Origin of the sequence: Paraburkholderia sp. BR10882 (assembly GCF_040948855.1) — a bacterium.
GTDB classification, from domain to species: Bacteria; Pseudomonadota; Gammaproteobacteria; order Burkholderiales; family Burkholderiaceae; genus Paraburkholderia; species Paraburkholderia nodosa_A.
This window is the reverse complement of sequence record NZ_JBFPKP010000008.1, coordinates 168,746-184,338: the sequence shown is the minus strand read 5'-3', so window position 1 is coordinate 184,338 and position 15,593 is coordinate 168,746. Positions and strand designations below refer to the sequence as shown.

Sequence of the window (15,593 nt, the reverse complement as noted above, 5' to 3'; positions counted from 1 at the left end):
ACGGCGCGCCGCCCCGCGCGGCGCGCTTTTCCCCCGTTGCGCTACCCCCTGTTGTCGCCGCCCGACATACGCCATCCGGCAAGGTGAAGATTACGCGCGCGCGATTTTTCGGCTTTGTAAGATGGCCCGGCAAGACCCGGTATCACCTGCATGACACCCGGCCACATGCGGCAAGGCCGCGCCGGCTCGCTCATCAGCAAATCCTTAAAACGCAAAATCGAAGCAACCTCGACGGAGAAATCGTATGAAGAAGCTGATGTTGATGTTGACTGCCTTCGGCGTCGCGGCGCTTGCGCAGCCGTCGTTCGCCCAGCCGGCCGCGCCGGAGCAGGCGAGCCCGGCGACGTCGTATTCGGCGCCCACCGAAAAGCACGTGAAGAAGCCGAAGAAAAAGAAAATGATGAAGTCGGAGGCTTCTGCTGCCGAACCGGCGGCCGCCAGCCAGTAAGGTGAGCCGAAGGTGAACATAAGCAAAGAGCCCGCGAGATTGCGGGCTCTTTGCTTTTGGAACGTTGAATTGGGCGGGTCAATCAGGCGCAATGGCGCGCTCGCCCCCAGTCATGTCACGCAAGGACGTCAAGCACGGACCTCAAATGCCCCACAAAACGTCGTTGTCTTCCTTCTTCGCGGCGCGCAGCATATCGAGGAACGGAAAGGCGCGTTGCGCGAGGCCGACCGGCAGTTCGTGATGCACGTGGTCATCCTCGCCTTCGTGAAAGTGGCCTTCCTGCTCGTGGCGCTCTTTCTTGTCAGTGGCGATGGCTGCTTCGAGCTTGGTGATGGCGGTATCGAGTTCGTCGTGGGTGATCACGCCGCGCGGGCCGAGCCGCTTGCCGATGATGCCGAGAAGGTACTGTGCGAGGTTCTCCAGCATCGTGACGTCGGGCGCCGCGTGACATTTAAAAGTAACCAGCATGTCTGTTCCCTTTATGATTTTTTGGATCTGCGCGTGACGTTCCGGCCTGCGAAGCCAGACGGGCCAAGGCGACCCATGTCGCGCTACCTCATTTCACATATTAGCACCTGCTAAAATCCGTCAGGACGGAATTACCCGCAGGGCGCGGCGCCCGGACGTTCTGGCGTCAGGTACGCCGCCACGCCGCCTGCCGCAACGAGGCCCGCCGCGCATTGGCGCATGGCAATCGGGCCACCGCGAGGCTGGCGCGCCCTCACCCGTATCAGGCGGTCAGCGCCGGAAAGCCAGAGGCCATGCATGCCCCTGGACGCCCCGGCCCCGCATCCCATTACCCGCACAGGACTTGCAACCAGCATGCTGCCCGCACAGAAACACACCCTGGAGACCCTGCTCGCGCAAGCCGTAGCCCAGGTGGCGAAGGCCACCGAAGGCGCGAGCGAAGGCGCATTCGTCGTGCCCGTGATCACGCTCGAGCGCCCGAAGGTCGCCGCCCACGGCGATGTCGCCTGCAACGTCGCGATGCAGCTCGCCAAGCCCATGCGCGCGAATCCGCGCCAGCTCGCCCAGCAGATTGTCGACGCCGTGCTCGCCCAGCCCGAGGCCGCCGGCCTCGTCGAGGCGGCCGAAGTGGCCGGCCCCGGCTTCATCAACCTGCGTCTCACCGCCAACGCGAAGCGCGCCGTGATCGGCGCCGTGTTCGAGCAGGGCGAGGCATTCGGCCGCTCGCAGCGCGAAGCCGGCAAACGCGTACTCGTCGAGTTCGTTTCCGCCAATCCCACGGGCCCGCTGCACGTGGGCCACGGCCGCCAGGCCGCGCTCGGCGACGCCATCTCGAACGTGCTCGCCTCGCAGGGCTATGACGTGCACCGCGAGTTCTACTACAACGACGCGGGCGTGCAGATCGGCAACCTCGCCGTCTCCACCCAGGCGCGCGCGCGCGGCTTCAAGCCCGGCGACGCCGAATGGCCCGAGGCGGCCTACAACGGCGAATACATCGCCGACATCGCGCGCGACTACCTCGCGGGCGAAACGGTCGCGGCCAAGGACGGCGAGCCCGTCACGGGCGAGAAGGACCCGGAGAACCTCGAAGCGATCCGCCGCTTTGCCGTCGCCTATCTGCGCCGCGAGCAGGATCTCGACCTGCAGGCGTTCGGCGTGAAGTTCGACCGCTACTACCTCGAGTCGTCGCTGTACACGGAAGGCCGCGTCGAGAAGACCGTCGAGGCGCTGGTCGCTTCGGGCCAGACCTACGAGCAGGAAGGCGCGCTGTGGCTCAAGACCACCGACTACGGCGACGACAAGGACCGCGTGATGCGCAAGTCCGACGGCACCTACACCTACTTCCTGCCCGATGTGGCCTACCACGTCACCAAGTGGGAGCGCGGCTTCACGAAGGTCATCAACATCCAGGGCTCCGATCATCACGGCACCATCGCGCGCGTGCGCGCGGGACTGCAGGCGCTCGGCATCGGCATTCCGAAGGGCTATCCCGACTACGTGCTGCACAAGATGGTCACGGTGATGCGCGACGGCCAGGAGGTGAAGATCTCCAAGCGCGCGGGCAGCTACGTGACGGTGCGCGACCTGATCGAATGGTCGGGCGGCGCGAACCCGGGCAGCGAAGTCTCGCCCGACCTGCTCGACGAGGCGACCATCCGCCGCGGCCGCGACGCCGTGCGCTTTTTCCTCATCTCGCGCAAGGCCGACACCGAATTCGTGTTCGACATCGACCTCGCGCTGAAGGAAAACGACGAAAACCCGGTGTACTACGTGCAGTACGCGCATGCGCGCATCTCGTCGATTCTCGGCGACTGGCAGGGCAAGTTCGGCGGCGATCCGGCCGCGCTGCCCAAGGTCGATCTCGCGCCGCTTGCCAGCGAGCGCGCGCTCGCGCTCATCGCGAAACTCGGCGAATTCCCCGACATGCTCACGCATGCCGCCAGCGAACTCGCGCCGCACGCGGTGGCGTTCTACCTGCGCGAACTCGCCGCTGAGTTTCACTCGTTCTACAATGCCGAACGCGTTCTCGTCGATGACGCCGCCGAACGCGACGCCCGCGTCGCCCTGCTCGCGGCCACGCGCCGGGTGCTCGCGAACGGCCTGGCCGTGATCGGCGTGTCCGCGCCGGAGCGCATGTAACGAGACGCGCGAGACCCGCGCGCAGCAGCTTGTTTGGGGCCGCCGCCTCGCGCGGACGGCCATTCCAGGATTCTCTTGTTTGCAGGTGATTCAGACGATGGCAAAACCGCGCCGCACTACAAAACAGCAGTCGAAGCAGTCCGGGGGAACCTTTCTCGGCATCGTGCTGGGCCTGATCGTCGGCCTTGCGATCGCGGTGGTGGTGGCGCTCTACATCACGCGCGCGCCCACGCCGTTCGTCTCGAAGGTCGCGCCGCCGGCCGCTTCCGACGTCGGCCAGAACAACGAGCAGGTCGATCCGAACCGCGCGCTGCAGGGCAAGTCGCCGGGCCAGCCGGTGCCGCAGGCCGCCCAAAGCACGCCGCCCAACACGGCCCCGGGGCAGACCACGAACCAGTCGCAGTCCTCGGGCATGCTCGAGGAGCCGCAGATCGTGGAAGTGCCGCCCTCGGGTTCGAACAGCAACGCCGCCAATAACAACGGCGTGGCCGTCGCGCCGCAACCGTCGACGGGTGAAAACGTCACGAGCGGCACGGCGATCGCGAAGAAGCCGCAGTCGGCCAGCAACTCGACGAGCAACCCGGCCCAGATCCTCGCGAACAACCCGCCGCAGAAGCCCGCCAACGCGGTGCCGACGCCCCCGGGCGCCAAGCCCGGCAGCGCCGCGCCCGCACCGGGCGACGCCAACACCGGCTACTTCCTGCAGGTGGGCGCGTACAAGACGTCGGGCGACGCCGAGCAGCAGCGTGCGCGCCTCGCGTTCCAGGGGTTCGAGTCGAAGATCACGCAGCGCGACGCCGGCGGTGTGACGTACTATCGCGTGCGCATCGGTCCGTTCACGAAGTTCGACGACATGAACTCGACGCGTCAGCGCCTGTCCGACGCCGGTATCGATACGGCCGTCATTCGCTTCACGAAGCAGTAATCGCCGTCCGCGCCGCGCACCGCGCGCCCGCCCACCGAAGCCGCAGCCATTCAGCGGCATTCGTGTGAAGCCCGGCCACGGTGCGCGGCGCGAAGTCCGTCAACAAGCAACACCCGCGCAGCACCCGCATGCGTCTGGCTCGCGCCAACGGCGTCCTGCGGCAGACAACCGGCCGCCGCCGGTCCAAGAACAGTGGATTCCTACGCCATGAAACGACTTCTCGGTACGCTTTTTCTCTCGCTTTCGCTGATCGCCGGCGTGGCCCACGCCTCGGCCGCGGCACCCGTGGCCGGCAAGGACTACACGGTCCTGAAGGCGCCCCAGGCGCTCGACGTGCCCGCGGGCAAGATCGAAGTGATCGAGTTCTTCTGGTACGGCTGCCCGCACTGCAACGCGTTCGACCCGTATCTCGAAGCGTGGATCAAGAAGCAGGGCCCGGACGTCGTGTTCAAGCGCGTGCCGGTGGCATTCCGTGACGACTTCATCCCGCACTCGAAGATGTACTACGCGCTCGACGCGCTCGGCCTCGCCCAGAAGCTCACACCGGTCGTGTTCCACGAAATCCACGTGAACAAGAACTACCTGCTCACACCGGAAGAGCAGGCGAAGTTCCTCGCGACGCAAGGCGTGGATGCGAAGAAGTACATGGAAGCGTACAACTCGTTCTCGACGCAGAGCGCGCTGCAGCGCGACAAGGCCCTGCTCGACGCCTACAAGATCGACGGCGTGCCGACCATCGCCATCCAGGGCAAATACGAAACCGGCCCGGCCATGGTCCAGGGTCCGGAAGACAAGGCGCTGCCGGGCACGGCCCAGGTGATGGACTTCATCATCTCGCAGATCCGCGCGAAGAAGATGTGAGGTTAGCGCCATGCGAGACGCGCCACTGAAGGTCTTCATCACCGGCGCGTCGAGCGGCATTGGCGCCGCGCTCGCCGCCGTGTACGCGCGGCAGGGCGCCGTCCTCGGGCTCGTCGCGCGCCGCGGCGAGGCCCTTGCCGGCTTCCGGCAGTCCCACCCCGATCACCCCATCTCCATCTATCCCGCCGACGTGCGCGACGCCGATGCGCTCGCTGCCGCCGCGCGCGACTTCATCGCCCAGCACGGCATGCCCGACATCGTGATCGCCAATGCGGGCGTGAGCCGCGGCGTGCTGACGGGCGAAGGCGATCTCGCCACGTTCCGCGACGTGATGGACACCAACTACTTCGGCATGGTCGCCACCTTCGAGCCGTTCGCGTCGGCCATGGCGAAGGCAAGACGCGGCACGCTCGTGGGCATCGCGAGCGTGGCCGGCGTGCGCGGGCTGCCGGGCTCGGGTGCCTACAGCGCATCGAAGGCCGCGGCGCTCGCCTATCTCGAAGCGCTGCGCGTGGAAATGCGTCCGTTCGGCGTGCCCGTCGTCACCATCGCGCCCGGCTATATCCGCACGCCGATGACGGCGAAGAACCCCTACCGCATGCCCTTCCTGATGGACGCGGACCAGTTCGCCGCGAAGGCCGCGCAAGCGATCGCGCGCGGCACGTCGTTCGCGGTGTTCCCCTGGCCGATGCGCGTGGCCGCCACGCTGCTGCGCGCGCTGCCGCGCTGGGTCTACGATCGCGTGTTCGAAAAGGCGCCGCGCAAGCCGCGCGCGGCGAGCCACTAAGCCGCTTCGGCTTGCCGCACGGCGCCTCCATGCCATATGGGTATGTCGATTAAATTGTTGTCTCGGCAATTTCCCTTCGATAAGCTTGGCTCGTCCGGGCGCCCTTCCGAGCCTTCTCGCCTCTCCTGAATCGAACAAAACGGTCCGCCGCCCGCCACCGAAGAACCACGGAGATCCCATGCGCTTTACCTCGCCCTCCGCGCGCACGCTTGCGCCTGCTCTCGTGCTCGCGACCGCGCTTGGCGCCGCGTTCGCGGCCACGCCCGCGCTCGCCAAACCGCTGACAGTCTGCACCGAGTCGAGCCCCGACGGCTTCGACGTCGTGCAGTTCAACTCGCTCGTCACGACCAACGCGTCCGCCGACGTCATCTTCAATTCGCTCGTGGCCTATGACGAAGCGCAGAAGAAGGTCGTGCCCGCACTCGCGGACAAGTGGGAAGTGAGCGCCGACGGCCTGACCTACACGTTCCATCTGCGGCCCGACGTGGCGTTCCAGACGACCGAGTGGTTCAAGCCCACGCGTACGCTCGACGCCGACGACGTGCTCTTCACGTTCGACCGCATGCTCGACGCCAACAACCCGTGGCACAAGGTGGCCGGCGCGAGCGGCTTCCCGCACGCGCAGTCGATGGGCCTCGTGAAGCTCGTGAAGGCGGTCGCGAAGGTCGACGCGAACACGGTCAAGTTCGAGCTCAACGAGCCGAATGCAACGTTCCTCTCGATCCTCACGATGGGCTTCGCGTCGATCTATTCCGCCGAGTACGCCGACCAGTTGCTCAAGGGCGGCAAGCAGGTCGACCTCAACGCGAAGCCGGTAGGCACGGGCCCGTTCACGCTCAAGAGCTACACGAAGGACGCGGTGATCCGCTACGACGTGAACCCGACCTACTGGGGGCCGAAACCGAAGGTGGACCGCCTGATCTACGCGATCACGCCCGACGCCGCCGTGCGCGCGCAGAAGGTGAAGGCCGGCGAATGCCAGATCGCGCTCTCGCCCAAGCCCCAGGACGTGGCCGCGGCGAAGGACGACAAGTCGCTCAAGGTGGTGGAGACGCCAGCGTTCATGACGGCGTTCGTCGCGCTCAACACGCAGAAGAAGCCGCTCGACAACCAGAAGGTGCGCCAGGCGCTGAACATGGCGTTCGACCGCACGACGTACCTGAAGGCGATTTTCGACAACACCGCCACGCCCGCGACCAACCCCTGGCCGCCCATCACCTGGGGCTACGACCGGTCGATCCAGCCGTATCCGTATGACCCCGCGAAGGCGAAGCAGCTGCTCGCCGACGCGGGCTTCCCCAACGGCTTCGCGACGACGATCTGGGTGCGTCCGAACGGCAGCGTGCTGAACCCCAACCCGCGCGCGGGCGCGGAGCTGTTGCAGGCCGACTTCGCGAAGATCGGCGTGAAGGCCGAGATCAAGGTGATCGAGTGGGGCGAGTTGATCAAGCAGGCGAAGCAAGGCCAGCACGACACGCTCTTCATGGGCTGGGCCGGCGACAACGGCGACCCCGACAACTATCTCTCGCCGCTCTTTAGCTGCAATGCGGTGCAGTCGGGCATCAACTTCGCGCGCTTTTGCGATCCGCAGCTCGACAAGCTGATCGCCGAAGGCAAGGCCACCGCCGACCAGGCCAAGCGCGTGAAGCTGTATGAAGCCGCCCAGCAGATCATCCACGACCAGGCGCTGTGGATTCCGCTTGGCTACCCGACCGCCTCCGCCATCACGCGCACGAACGTGAGCGGCTATCAGGTGAGCCCGTTCGGACGCCAGAACTTCGCGAGCGTCGCGGTGCAGTGACGGCTCTCGCCGCGCCGGGCGTTCGCGCCCGGCGCGCCATTACAGAGCTGCCCTGACGATCACGAATTGAAACACGCCCGCTTGCGCCAGACATGCGGGAAGCCCGCCACACGCTGGCGAGCGCCCTTTCCTCCCATTACCGCCGGTAAGATTCGCGCGCAGTTTGTTGCAGTTTGGTAACTCAAGCCGGCGAGCGCCTGGCTACATTGAAGCCATCGAATCTTCAACCGAAGGGGCTCAAAATGAAAACCAAACTCTTTGCCGCGCTGGGTGCTGGAGCGCTCGTCCTGGCCGCCTCGCAAACCGCCATGGCCGGTGTGGTAGTCGGCCTGAACGTCGGCGTGCCCGCTCCGGTTTATGTTGCACCCGCACCGGTGTATGTCGCGCCGCAGCCCGTTTATGTCGCGCCGCGTCCGGTCTACGTCGCGCCGCCCGTGCGCGTGGCCTACGCGCCGGCTGTCGTGATCGGCTGGCACGGCGACCGCTACTGGGACGGCCGCCGCTGGTACGGCCGCAACGAATGGCATGGCCGTCGCGGCTGGTACTAAAGCCGCAGCCTGAAATGCAAAGCGCCTCGCAAACTGCGAGGCGCTTTTGTTTTACGCACTATCGTTGCGTGACGCCCCGATCACTTACGGTCCGCGACGATCTGATCGAACGTGCCGCCATCGGCGAAATGCGTCGCCTGCGCGTTTTGCCAGCTGCCGAACACCTGCTCGACCGTGAAGGTCTTGATCGGCTTGAACTCGCTTGCGTGCTTCGCGAGCACCGCGGCATCGCGCGGACGCAGATGATGCTGCGCGATGATCTCCTGCGCGGCGGGCGAATACAGATAGTCGAGATACGCCTGTGCGCTCTTGCGCGTGCCGCGCTTGTCCACGACCTTGTCGACGATCGTCACCGGCGGCTCCGCCAGCAGACTCACCGAGGGATAGACGGCTTCGAAGTCCTTCGCACCGACGCCCGTATCGATGAGCGCCACTTCGTTTTCGAAGGTCACGAGCACGTCGCCGATGCCGCGCTGCGTGAAGGTCGTCGTCGCGCCCCGGCCGCCCGCGTCCAGCACCGGCACGTTCTTCAGCAGTGCGCGCTCGAAGTCGAGCGCCTGGGCGTCGCTCGCGCCCTGCTGCTTGCGATAGCCCCACGCGGCCAGATACGCGTAGCGTCCATTGCCTGAAGTCTTCGGATTGGCGATCACGACCTGCACGCCGGGTTTGGCGAGATCGTCCCAGTCCTTGATGTGTTTGGGGTTGCCCTTGCGCACGAGGAACACCATCGTCGTCGTGTAGGGCGCGCTCGCGTCGGGCAAGCGCGTGCGCCAGTTGGCGGGCACGAGATGCCCCTGCTGCGCGAGCAGGTCGATGTCGTTGGGCTGGTTCATCGTCACGACGTCGGCTTGCAGGCCTTGCAGCACCGAGAGCGCCTGCGCGCTCGACGCGCCGTGCGACTGCTTGATCGACAGGGTCTCGCCGGTCTTCTTCTGATAGTCGGCGATGAAGCTCGCGTTGATGTCCTTGTACAGCTCGCGCGTCACGTCATACGAGACGTTCAGCAGCGACGTTTCGGCATGAGCAGCCGCTGCGCTCAATGCGATGATGCCCGCGCCGAGCCAGCGCGCCGTGCGTCCCAAACCTGCCATGGTGATCCCTGTCTGTCGTTGAAAGGCGTTTCGGCCTGCCTGCATGATTTTCGTAAGCAGGCCGAACGCCCGATTCTAGCGAGCCGGGGCGCACGGCTTATACCAATGCGAGCTTTGCTTTGCGGCTTTCGTGCTAAGCCATGATGTGCGCGCCACCGTCGATATACACGGTGTTGCCGCTCATGCGGCGGGCGTAGCGCGTGGCGAGATACGCGGTGGCGTAACCCACGTCCATGATGTCGACGAGTTCGCCCAGCGGCGCGCGCTCCACGGCCTCGGCGAGCATGCGGTCGAAGTCGGGCAGCCCCGAGGCTGCGCGCGTCTTGAGCGGCCCGGGCGAGATGGCGTGCACGCGGATGCCGATCGGCCCGAGTTCGTACGCGAGATAACGGCACGACGCTTCGAGCGCCGCCTTCACCGGGCCCATCAGGTTGTAGCTGGGCACGACGCGGTTCGCGCCGTCGTAGCTCATCGCGAACAGCGTGCCGCCGTGCGGCATCAGCGGCACGGCGCGCTTCGCCATGCGGATGAACGAGTGGCACGACACGTCCATCGCATACGCGAAACCCTGCGCCGACGAATCGAGCAGGCCGCCTTGCAGATCCTCTTTCGGCGCATAGGCGATGGAGTGCAGCACGATGTCGAGCGATCCCCACGTTTCGCGCACGGCGTCGAACACGGCGTCGAGCTGGCCGTCTTCCTCGACGTTCAATGGCAGCAGCAATTGCGCGCCCAGTTCGTTGGCGAGCGGTTCGACGTAGGGCTTGGCCTTGTCGTTGAGATAGGTGACGGCGAGTTGCGCACCGAGATCGGCGAACGCGCGGGCGCAGCCGTAAGCGATCGAATCGGCGTTCGCCACGCCGGTGACGAGCGCGCGCATGCCGGCAAGCGGCCGTTCGGATGGATTATGCATGGCTGACCTCGCAGTGGAAGACGGCCGGTGATGGCCGCGGATGCAGTTGCCGATCTGGCTGCCGGTGTGTCGAGCTCAAAACGACGCGCCGCATCGGTGGGGATGCGGCGCGTGCAGGGTGAAACGAGAACGGGCTTCGTTACTCGCCTGCGTTGCGCGTCGCGCGGCGGCGCGTGGCCGTCGTGCCCGCAGCCCGCGTGGCGGTGGGCGTCGATGCCGCGCGCGAGCGGCGCGCCGCCGTCTTGGCGGCAGCCGGCGCCTTCTTCGCTTCGGCCGGTTCCGCGGCCTTTACCTTCACGCCGGCGCGCGCCGCACGCATGGGTTTCGTGGGCGCGGCGTGTTCGCCCGCCAGAGCGGCCTTCGCGCGGGAGGACTTTGCGGGAGCTGTCGGGGCTTCAGTTGCAGGCTCAGGTTCCGCAGCCTGCGCGGCGGAGGACGCCTGGATACCCTGTTCGGCGCCGCCGTCGCCAGCCGTACCGCCGCCTGGGCCCGAAACACCGCCGCCCTCCGACGACGACCCGCCGCCATCGAGCGGCGGCAGTCCCGTCTTCTCGCTGCCCGGCTCGACGCCCAGCGCGCGCTGCACGTGGCGATAGCGCTCGCGCCGCTCGCCTTCGAGCGGCCCGGATACGGTCGCGATGCGGTACACGGCTGCGAGCAGCGCGCGGCGCGTCTTCATGTCGGGCACGATCTCGGGCAACGCGTCGATCGCGGCCTGCGGATCGAGCTGCACGATCGCGCCCTGGCGGCGCGCCGATTCCTTCAGCTCGGCGATGCTCGGCTGGCGATCGCCGAGATACTCCCGGGCGAGTTCGCGCATGCGCTGGAACGGCCGGTACTGCACGGCATGCATTTCATCGACGATATACGCGGCGATGCGCATGAAGGCGTCGACGAGCGAGCCCTTCGCGAGATGCGCGCGCGCCGCACGCAGGCGGTACTGCGCAAGCTCCTTGCGCAGCGCCATGAGCGGCGGCGCGATGGGCTCGAGCGGCTGGTTGGGCGCCACGCCCACACAGGCCTGCACCCACGGCGCGGTGTACACGTTGTAGAACGTGCTCTCGACCCACGCGTCGCGCGCGTCGCGATACGCATCGAGGGTTGCCTCGATGGTCGCCGACGCCTGCTTTTCGAGAAGCGTGAACGGATTGTCGGGCGCGGCCGGCTTGCGATGCGCGCGCACCGCTTCCGCCATGGCGGGCAGCACGCCCAACGTAGGATTCGCGTCGCTCAGCACGCTGCGCTCCACGCGCGACGGATGCGACTCGCGCAGCGCATGCGCGCTGAACGCGTTGCTCGACGCACGCACGAACGGCGAGACGAACAGGTCATACAGGCGCTGGTTGTTTTCCGCGAGACGGCGCACCACCTCGAAGGGCTGTTCGTCGTCGCGGCCGTCGTCGAGCGCGAGAATATCTTCGATCGTGCGCAGCTCGAAGCGGATCTCGTAGCGCCCTTCGAGCGCTTCGAGGCGCCCGGCTTCCGGCGTCGAGTCGGTGATTTTCGCTTCGTAGAGGCCCGGCGGCAGCACGTCGATCAGATCGAGCGCCGAGAATAGTTCGGTGTGCTCCTTATTGGCCACGCTCGCCGAAACGAAGATGCCGAGGTGCCCCACCTTGTCGTGCAGGCAGTACACGATCACCTGCTCGTTGGCGACGATCTCGTCGACGCTCGCGTAGAGATCGGGAATCCAGTTGAGCGCCTGCTGCGGCGGCGTGATGTTGTCGCCCCAGGAGGCGAGCACGATGATCGGCGTGCGGATGTTGCGCAGGTCCACCGGCGAGCGAGCGTTCTTCGCGAACACTTCATTGCGCGTGAGGTGGTTGCCCACGAAGAGGTTCTGCACGATCCAGTCGATCTCGGCGCGGTTCAGCTGGAAATGGCCGCCCCACCAGCGCTCGAATTCGAGGAAGCGCTCGCGCTCGGAATCGACCTTCGAATAGAGGTTGTAGAGCTTGCCCCAGTACGTGTTGGCCGGATTGAGGTACTCGAAGTTCTGCACGAGATACGCGCCGTCGAAGCGGCCGTCGCCCAGGTCCGCCGCGAGCGAGGACATCCACGAGCCGCCCAGCATGCCGCCCGAATAGCGCATGGGGTTCTTGCCGCGCACGCCGGCCCAGTAGGACAGCGGCGAGCCCGCGAGCATGAGCGGGCCGACCAGTGCGGGCGCGGAGGCCGCGAGCAGCGCTGCGGCCCAGCCGCCCTGGCAGTTGCCGATGATGAACGGCAGGCCGTCCGCGTCGGGATGCAGCTCGCGCACACGTTGAATGAAAACGGCTTCGGCCTGCGCGACCGACTGGATCGTCTGCGTTTCGCAGGGCAGCGGGAAGAACGTCACGAAATAGCACGGGTGGCCTTTGCGCAACGCGATGCCGACTTCGCTGTCCATCTTGAAGCCGGCAATGCCGGGGCCGTGGCCCGCACGCGGGTCGATCACGACGAAGGGGCGCATGCGCGGATCGGTCGGCACGCCCTCTTCGGGCTTGATGCGCAGCAGCGCGTAATTGCACGGATCGTCGAGTTCGCGGCCATCGACGATCACTTCATAGTCGAACGCGAGTACCGGCGGCATGCCCGCCTGCTCGTGCACATAAGTCTGGTTGCCGCGCTCGCGCAGCACGTCGAGGAACAGCACGCTGCGCTGCCAGGCGTCGTAGACGTAGTCATAGAGCGGCTGCGCAACCGTGGGTGCGGATTGCGCCGTTTCGATTGCCTGGTTCACGGCCGAGGACACGGCCGAAGCCGCTTCGGTCAGCGGCGTCTGGGGCGATGACTCCTCGTCGGATGCGCCCGCGAGGGGCCAGAAAGGCGCGAAGGGCCAGAAAGACGTGCCCGATGCGAGCGTGGGCAGAAACGAAAACGGCGACGAAACGAGCGGCGAGGAGGCGGGAACTGCCACGAGACGAATCTCCTTTAAGGGAGCGCCGGCTCGCCTCGCGGCAAGCAAGCGCCAGGCCGGCGCGGGCCGTGGACGCGTGCCGTCACGACGAACGACGCGCGAGGCCTGGCCGCTGCCCCTGTTCTGCCGCCCTCGGAGCGGCGGCATTGCGGGCAACGGGGCCGGCAAAAGGTATTCGCGGCCGCGTGCGCGTTTCGTACGCCACGCGACCGCGACGTGAAAAGAGCCAGATCATGTTGCACTGCGGCATCTAAAAACTTAGGCGGCGGCCCTGTGAAAGTCAAGGTTCGCGGCGGGCTCTAGTGCCTCTTCCATGATCGCAACGCCTTGTGAACGAAGCATGACAGGCGCGACTGCCGGACCTCGCCGCGACGCGTCACGATGCCGCGCCGGCCCGGCGTGCATCCAGCCGACCGCCTCGTTCGCGCTGGTCTACACTGTTACGGCTTTGCGCGCCGCAGCATGGTCCAGATGCACATCCTGGAGGAGACCGTCATGACTTCATCGCCTGACAAGTATTCGGTTCTGCTCGCCCGTTGTGGCGGCCTTGCGCCCGTGCCCACCGCCGTGGCGCACCCGTGCGACGTGTCCTCGCTCACCGGGGCGCTCGACGCCGCGAACCTCGGCTTGATCGTGCCGATTCTGGTCGGCCCCGAAGCGAAGATCCGCGCGGTGGCCGAGGAAGCCGACCTGCGCCTCGACGGCATCACCATCATCGACGCGCCGCACAGCCACGCCGCCGCCGAATTCGCCGTGCGCGCCGTGCGAGAGGGTCAGGCCGAACTGCTCATGAAGGGCAGCTTGCACAGCGACGAGCTGCTCCACGAAGTCGCGCTCGGCGCCAATGGCCTGCGCACCGAGCGACGCCTCTCGCACGTGTTCGCGATGGACGTGCCGTCGTACCACAAGCCGCTTTTCATCACCGATGCGGCCGTCAACATCTTCCCCAAGCTCGCCGACAAGGCCGACATCGTGCGCAACGCGATCGACCTCGTGCAGTCGCTGGGCGTGGGCACGCCGAAGGTCGCCATCCTCGGCGCCGTGGAAACGGTGTCCGAAAAGATGCCCTCCACCATCGACGCCGCCGCCCTGTGCAAGATGGCCGACCGCGGCCAGATCACGGGTGGCCTGCTCGACGGCCCGCTCGCCTTCGACAACGCGATCAGCGCCGAAGCCGCGCGCATCAAAGGCATTACGTCGCCCGTTGCAGGCGACCCCGACATCCTGCTCGTGCCCGACCTCGAAGCGGGCAACATGCTCGCCAAACAGCTCACCTTCCTCGCCGGCGCGGAAGCAGCCGGCATCGTCCTCGGCGCGCGCGTGCCGATCATCCTCACGAGCCGCGCCGACAGCGTGCGCTCGCGCATCGGCAGTTGCGCGATCGCCGTCCTGCTCGCGCATGCGCGACGTGCGCGCAAAGCAACGGAGATCCTGTGAGCAGCGTCCAAGCCCAGCCGGCCGTGGAAGGCCATGTCGTGCTCGTCGTGAATGCGGGGTCGTCGAGCATCAAGTGTTCGGTGTTTCGCGTGATCGAAGACGACCACGTGGAAGGCGGTGCGCGCGCGCTGCATGGCGCGGGCGGGCAGATCGAGGGCATCGGCGTCGCGCCGCGCGTGGTCGCGAATATGGCCGACGGGCGCCTGATCGTCGACGAGAAGTTTCCGGTTGCCCAGGTCGCCGATCACGACGCCGCGTTTCGCCTCCTGCGCCTCGTGCTCGCCGTTGGCCTGCGCGACACGCCGCCCGCCGCGATCGGCCACCGCGTGGTGCACGGCGGCGCGCGCTACGCCGACGCCGTGCTCATCGACGACGAAGTGATCCAGGAGCTCGACGCGCTCACCCCGCTCGCGCCGCTGCATCAGCCGCACAATCTCGCCGCGATTCGTGCGGTGCGTCAGGCCGCGCCGGAGCTGCCGCAGGTGGCGTGCTTCGACACCGCGTTCCATGCGGGCAACGACATCATGGCGCAGCTCTTCGCGCTGCCGTACAGCTACTACGGCGAGGGCGTGCGGCGCTACGGCTTTCACGGCCTCTCGTACGAATACATTGCCAGGCACCTCCATCAGGTCGCGCCCGACATTGCGCGCGGGCGCGTCGTCGTCGCGCACCTGGGCAACGGCGCGAGCCTGTGCGCGATGAAGGACGGCAAGAGCATCGAGACCACCATGGGCCTCACCGCGCTCGACGGCCTGCCCATGGGCACGCGCTGCGGCGCGCTCGACGCAGGCGCCGTGCTCTGGATGATGGCGAAGGGTATGGACTACCACGCCATCGAGAAGGTGCTGTATCAGGAGTCGGGCCTGAAGGGCCTGTCGGGCCTGAGCAGCGACATGCGCGAGCTGCTCGCGAGCGGCAGCGACCGGGCGAGGCTCGCGATCGACTTCTATACGTATCGCATCGCGCAGGACGTCGGCAAGCTCGCCGTGGTGCTGGGCGGGCTCGACGCGCTCGTGTTCACGGCGGGCATCGGCGAGCATGCCGCGCCCATTCGCGCGCAGGTGTGCGAGCGGCTCGCGCCGGTGTTCGGCACCGTGCTCGACGCGCAAGTCAACGAGGTGGGCAGCAGCAACGGCAACGAGCGCGTGAGCACGCGCGAAAGCCGCGTTCCCGTTTTCGCGATCCGCACCGACGAAGAGGGGATGATCGCGCTCCATACGGCGCGGCTGTTGCGGGCGGCGCTCAGGCACTGAGCGGGCACGGCGCCGCGGTTCGC

At 66.9% G+C, this 15,593-nt stretch carries 13 protein-coding genes; 9 read left to right on the top strand and 4 right to left on the bottom strand.

Features of this window, described 5'->3' with window-relative positions:
• Positions 1–244: 244 nt before the first annotated feature.
• Positions 245–448 carry an acid-shock protein gene (locus tag AB3X99_RS21565; protein WP_069265125.1) on the top strand — a complete coding sequence of 68 codons (204 nt, stop codon included), beginning with the start codon at positions 245–247 and terminating at the stop codon, positions 446–448.
• Positions 449–589: 141 nt separating this feature from the next.
• Here the strand turns inward: AB3X99_RS21565 and AB3X99_RS21560 are convergent, their stop codons facing one another.
• On the bottom strand, positions 590–916 hold the full coding sequence (locus tag AB3X99_RS21560) for a DUF1840 domain-containing protein (RefSeq protein ID WP_069265127.1): 327 nt from the start codon (positions 914–916) through the stop codon (positions 590–592).
• A 354-nt stretch (positions 917–1,270) separates the two neighbouring features.
• On the opposite strand from AB3X99_RS21560, the gene argS reads away from it, so the two are divergent.
• The 6 genes from argS (at position 1,271) to AB3X99_RS21530 (ending at position 7,977) form a co-directional block, all read left to right on the top strand.
• Complete coding sequence (argS, locus tag AB3X99_RS21555; protein ID WP_368618182.1) at positions 1,271–3,055, top strand: arginine--tRNA ligase; 1,785 nt, start codon at positions 1,271–1,273, stop codon at positions 3,053–3,055.
• A 79-nt stretch (positions 3,056–3,134) separates the two neighbouring features.
• On the top strand, positions 3,135–3,980 hold the full coding sequence (locus AB3X99_RS21550) for an SPOR domain-containing protein (RefSeq protein WP_368618084.1): 846 nt from the start codon (positions 3,135–3,137) through the stop codon (positions 3,978–3,980).
• 207 nt (positions 3,981–4,187) lie between these two features.
• Positions 4,188–4,841 carry a thiol:disulfide interchange protein DsbA/DsbL gene (locus AB3X99_RS21545; protein WP_069265132.1) on the top strand — a complete coding sequence of 218 codons (654 nt, stop codon included), beginning with the start codon at positions 4,188–4,190 and terminating at the stop codon, positions 4,839–4,841.
• 10 nt (positions 4,842–4,851) lie between these two features.
• The gene (locus AB3X99_RS21540) at positions 4,852–5,628 is read left to right on the top strand and encodes an SDR family oxidoreductase (RefSeq protein WP_368618083.1); all 777 of its coding nucleotides are present in this window, start codon (positions 4,852–4,854) and stop codon (positions 5,626–5,628) included.
• 178 nt (positions 5,629–5,806) lie between these two features.
• On the top strand, positions 5,807–7,429 hold the full coding sequence (locus tag AB3X99_RS21535; RefSeq protein ID WP_368618082.1) for an ABC transporter substrate-binding protein: 1,623 nt from the start codon (positions 5,807–5,809) through the stop codon (positions 7,427–7,429).
• Between the two features lie 242 nt (positions 7,430–7,671).
• On the top strand, positions 7,672–7,977 hold the full coding sequence (locus AB3X99_RS21530; RefSeq protein WP_368618081.1) for a hypothetical protein: 306 nt from the start codon (positions 7,672–7,674) through the stop codon (positions 7,975–7,977).
• Positions 7,978–8,057: 80 nt separating this feature from the next.
• Here AB3X99_RS21530 and AB3X99_RS21525 read toward each other — a convergent pair whose 3' ends face one another.
• The 3 genes from AB3X99_RS21525 to AB3X99_RS21515 all read right to left on the bottom strand — a co-directional run bounded on the left by AB3X99_RS21525 (position 8,058) and on the right by AB3X99_RS21515 (position 12,880).
• Positions 8,058–9,068: a sulfate ABC transporter substrate-binding protein gene (locus AB3X99_RS21525; protein WP_069265142.1), complete on the bottom strand. Its 1,011-nt coding sequence runs from the start codon at positions 9,066–9,068 to the stop codon at positions 8,058–8,060.
• Positions 9,069–9,201: 133 nt separating this feature from the next.
• Entirely contained in the window at positions 9,202–9,981 is a 780-nt protein-coding gene (gene fabI, locus AB3X99_RS21520; RefSeq protein WP_368618080.1) for an enoyl-ACP reductase FabI, read from the bottom strand.
• A 139-nt stretch (positions 9,982–10,120) separates the two neighbouring features.
• Entirely contained in the window at positions 10,121–12,880 is a 2,760-nt protein-coding gene (locus tag AB3X99_RS21515; protein WP_368618079.1) for a DUF3141 domain-containing protein, read from the bottom strand.
• Positions 12,881–13,375: 495 nt separating this feature from the next.
• On the opposite strand from AB3X99_RS21515, the gene AB3X99_RS21510 reads away from it, so the two are divergent.
• A complete protein-coding gene (locus AB3X99_RS21510; RefSeq protein ID WP_069265246.1) occupies positions 13,376–14,317 on the top strand; it encodes a bifunctional enoyl-CoA hydratase/phosphate acetyltransferase in 942 nt (313 codons plus the stop codon).
• The gene (locus AB3X99_RS21505; protein ID WP_368618078.1) at positions 14,314–15,570 is read left to right on the top strand and encodes an acetate/propionate family kinase; all 1,257 of its coding nucleotides are present in this window, start codon (positions 14,314–14,316) and stop codon (positions 15,568–15,570) included. Before AB3X99_RS21510 ends, AB3X99_RS21505 begins: the two co-directional genes overlap by 4 nt.
• Positions 15,571–15,593: the final 23 nt, after the last annotated feature.

Excerpts from the sequence above, each read along its gene's own strand:
- fabI (WP_368618080.1), bottom strand. The coding sequence starts at position 9,981 with ATGCATAATCCATCCGAACGGCCGCTTGCCGGCATGCGCGCGCTCGTC.
- AB3X99_RS21545 (WP_069265132.1), top strand. The coding sequence starts at position 4,188 with ATGAAACGACTTCTCGGTACGCTTTTTCTCTCGCTTTCGCTGATCGCC.
- AB3X99_RS21540 (WP_368618083.1), top strand. The coding sequence starts at position 4,852 with ATGCGAGACGCGCCACTGAAGGTCTTCATCACCGGCGCGTCGAGCGGC.
- AB3X99_RS21510 (WP_069265246.1), top strand. The coding sequence starts at position 13,376 with ATGACTTCATCGCCTGACAAGTATTCGGTTCTGCTCGCCCGTTGTGGC.
- AB3X99_RS21525 (WP_069265142.1), bottom strand. The coding sequence starts at position 9,068 with ATGGCAGGTTTGGGACGCACGGCGCGCTGGCTCGGCGCGGGCATCATC.
- AB3X99_RS21560 (WP_069265127.1), bottom strand. The coding sequence starts at position 916 with ATGCTGGTTACTTTTAAATGTCACGCGGCGCCCGACGTCACGATGCTG.
- AB3X99_RS21530 (WP_368618081.1), top strand. The coding sequence starts at position 7,672 with ATGAAAACCAAACTCTTTGCCGCGCTGGGTGCTGGAGCGCTCGTCCTG.
- AB3X99_RS21565 (WP_069265125.1), top strand. The coding sequence starts at position 245 with ATGAAGAAGCTGATGTTGATGTTGACTGCCTTCGGCGTCGCGGCGCTT.
- AB3X99_RS21535 (WP_368618082.1), top strand. The coding sequence starts at position 5,807 with ATGCGCTTTACCTCGCCCTCCGCGCGCACGCTTGCGCCTGCTCTCGTG.
- argS (WP_368618182.1), top strand. The coding sequence starts at position 1,271 with ATGCTGCCCGCACAGAAACACACCCTGGAGACCCTGCTCGCGCAAGCC.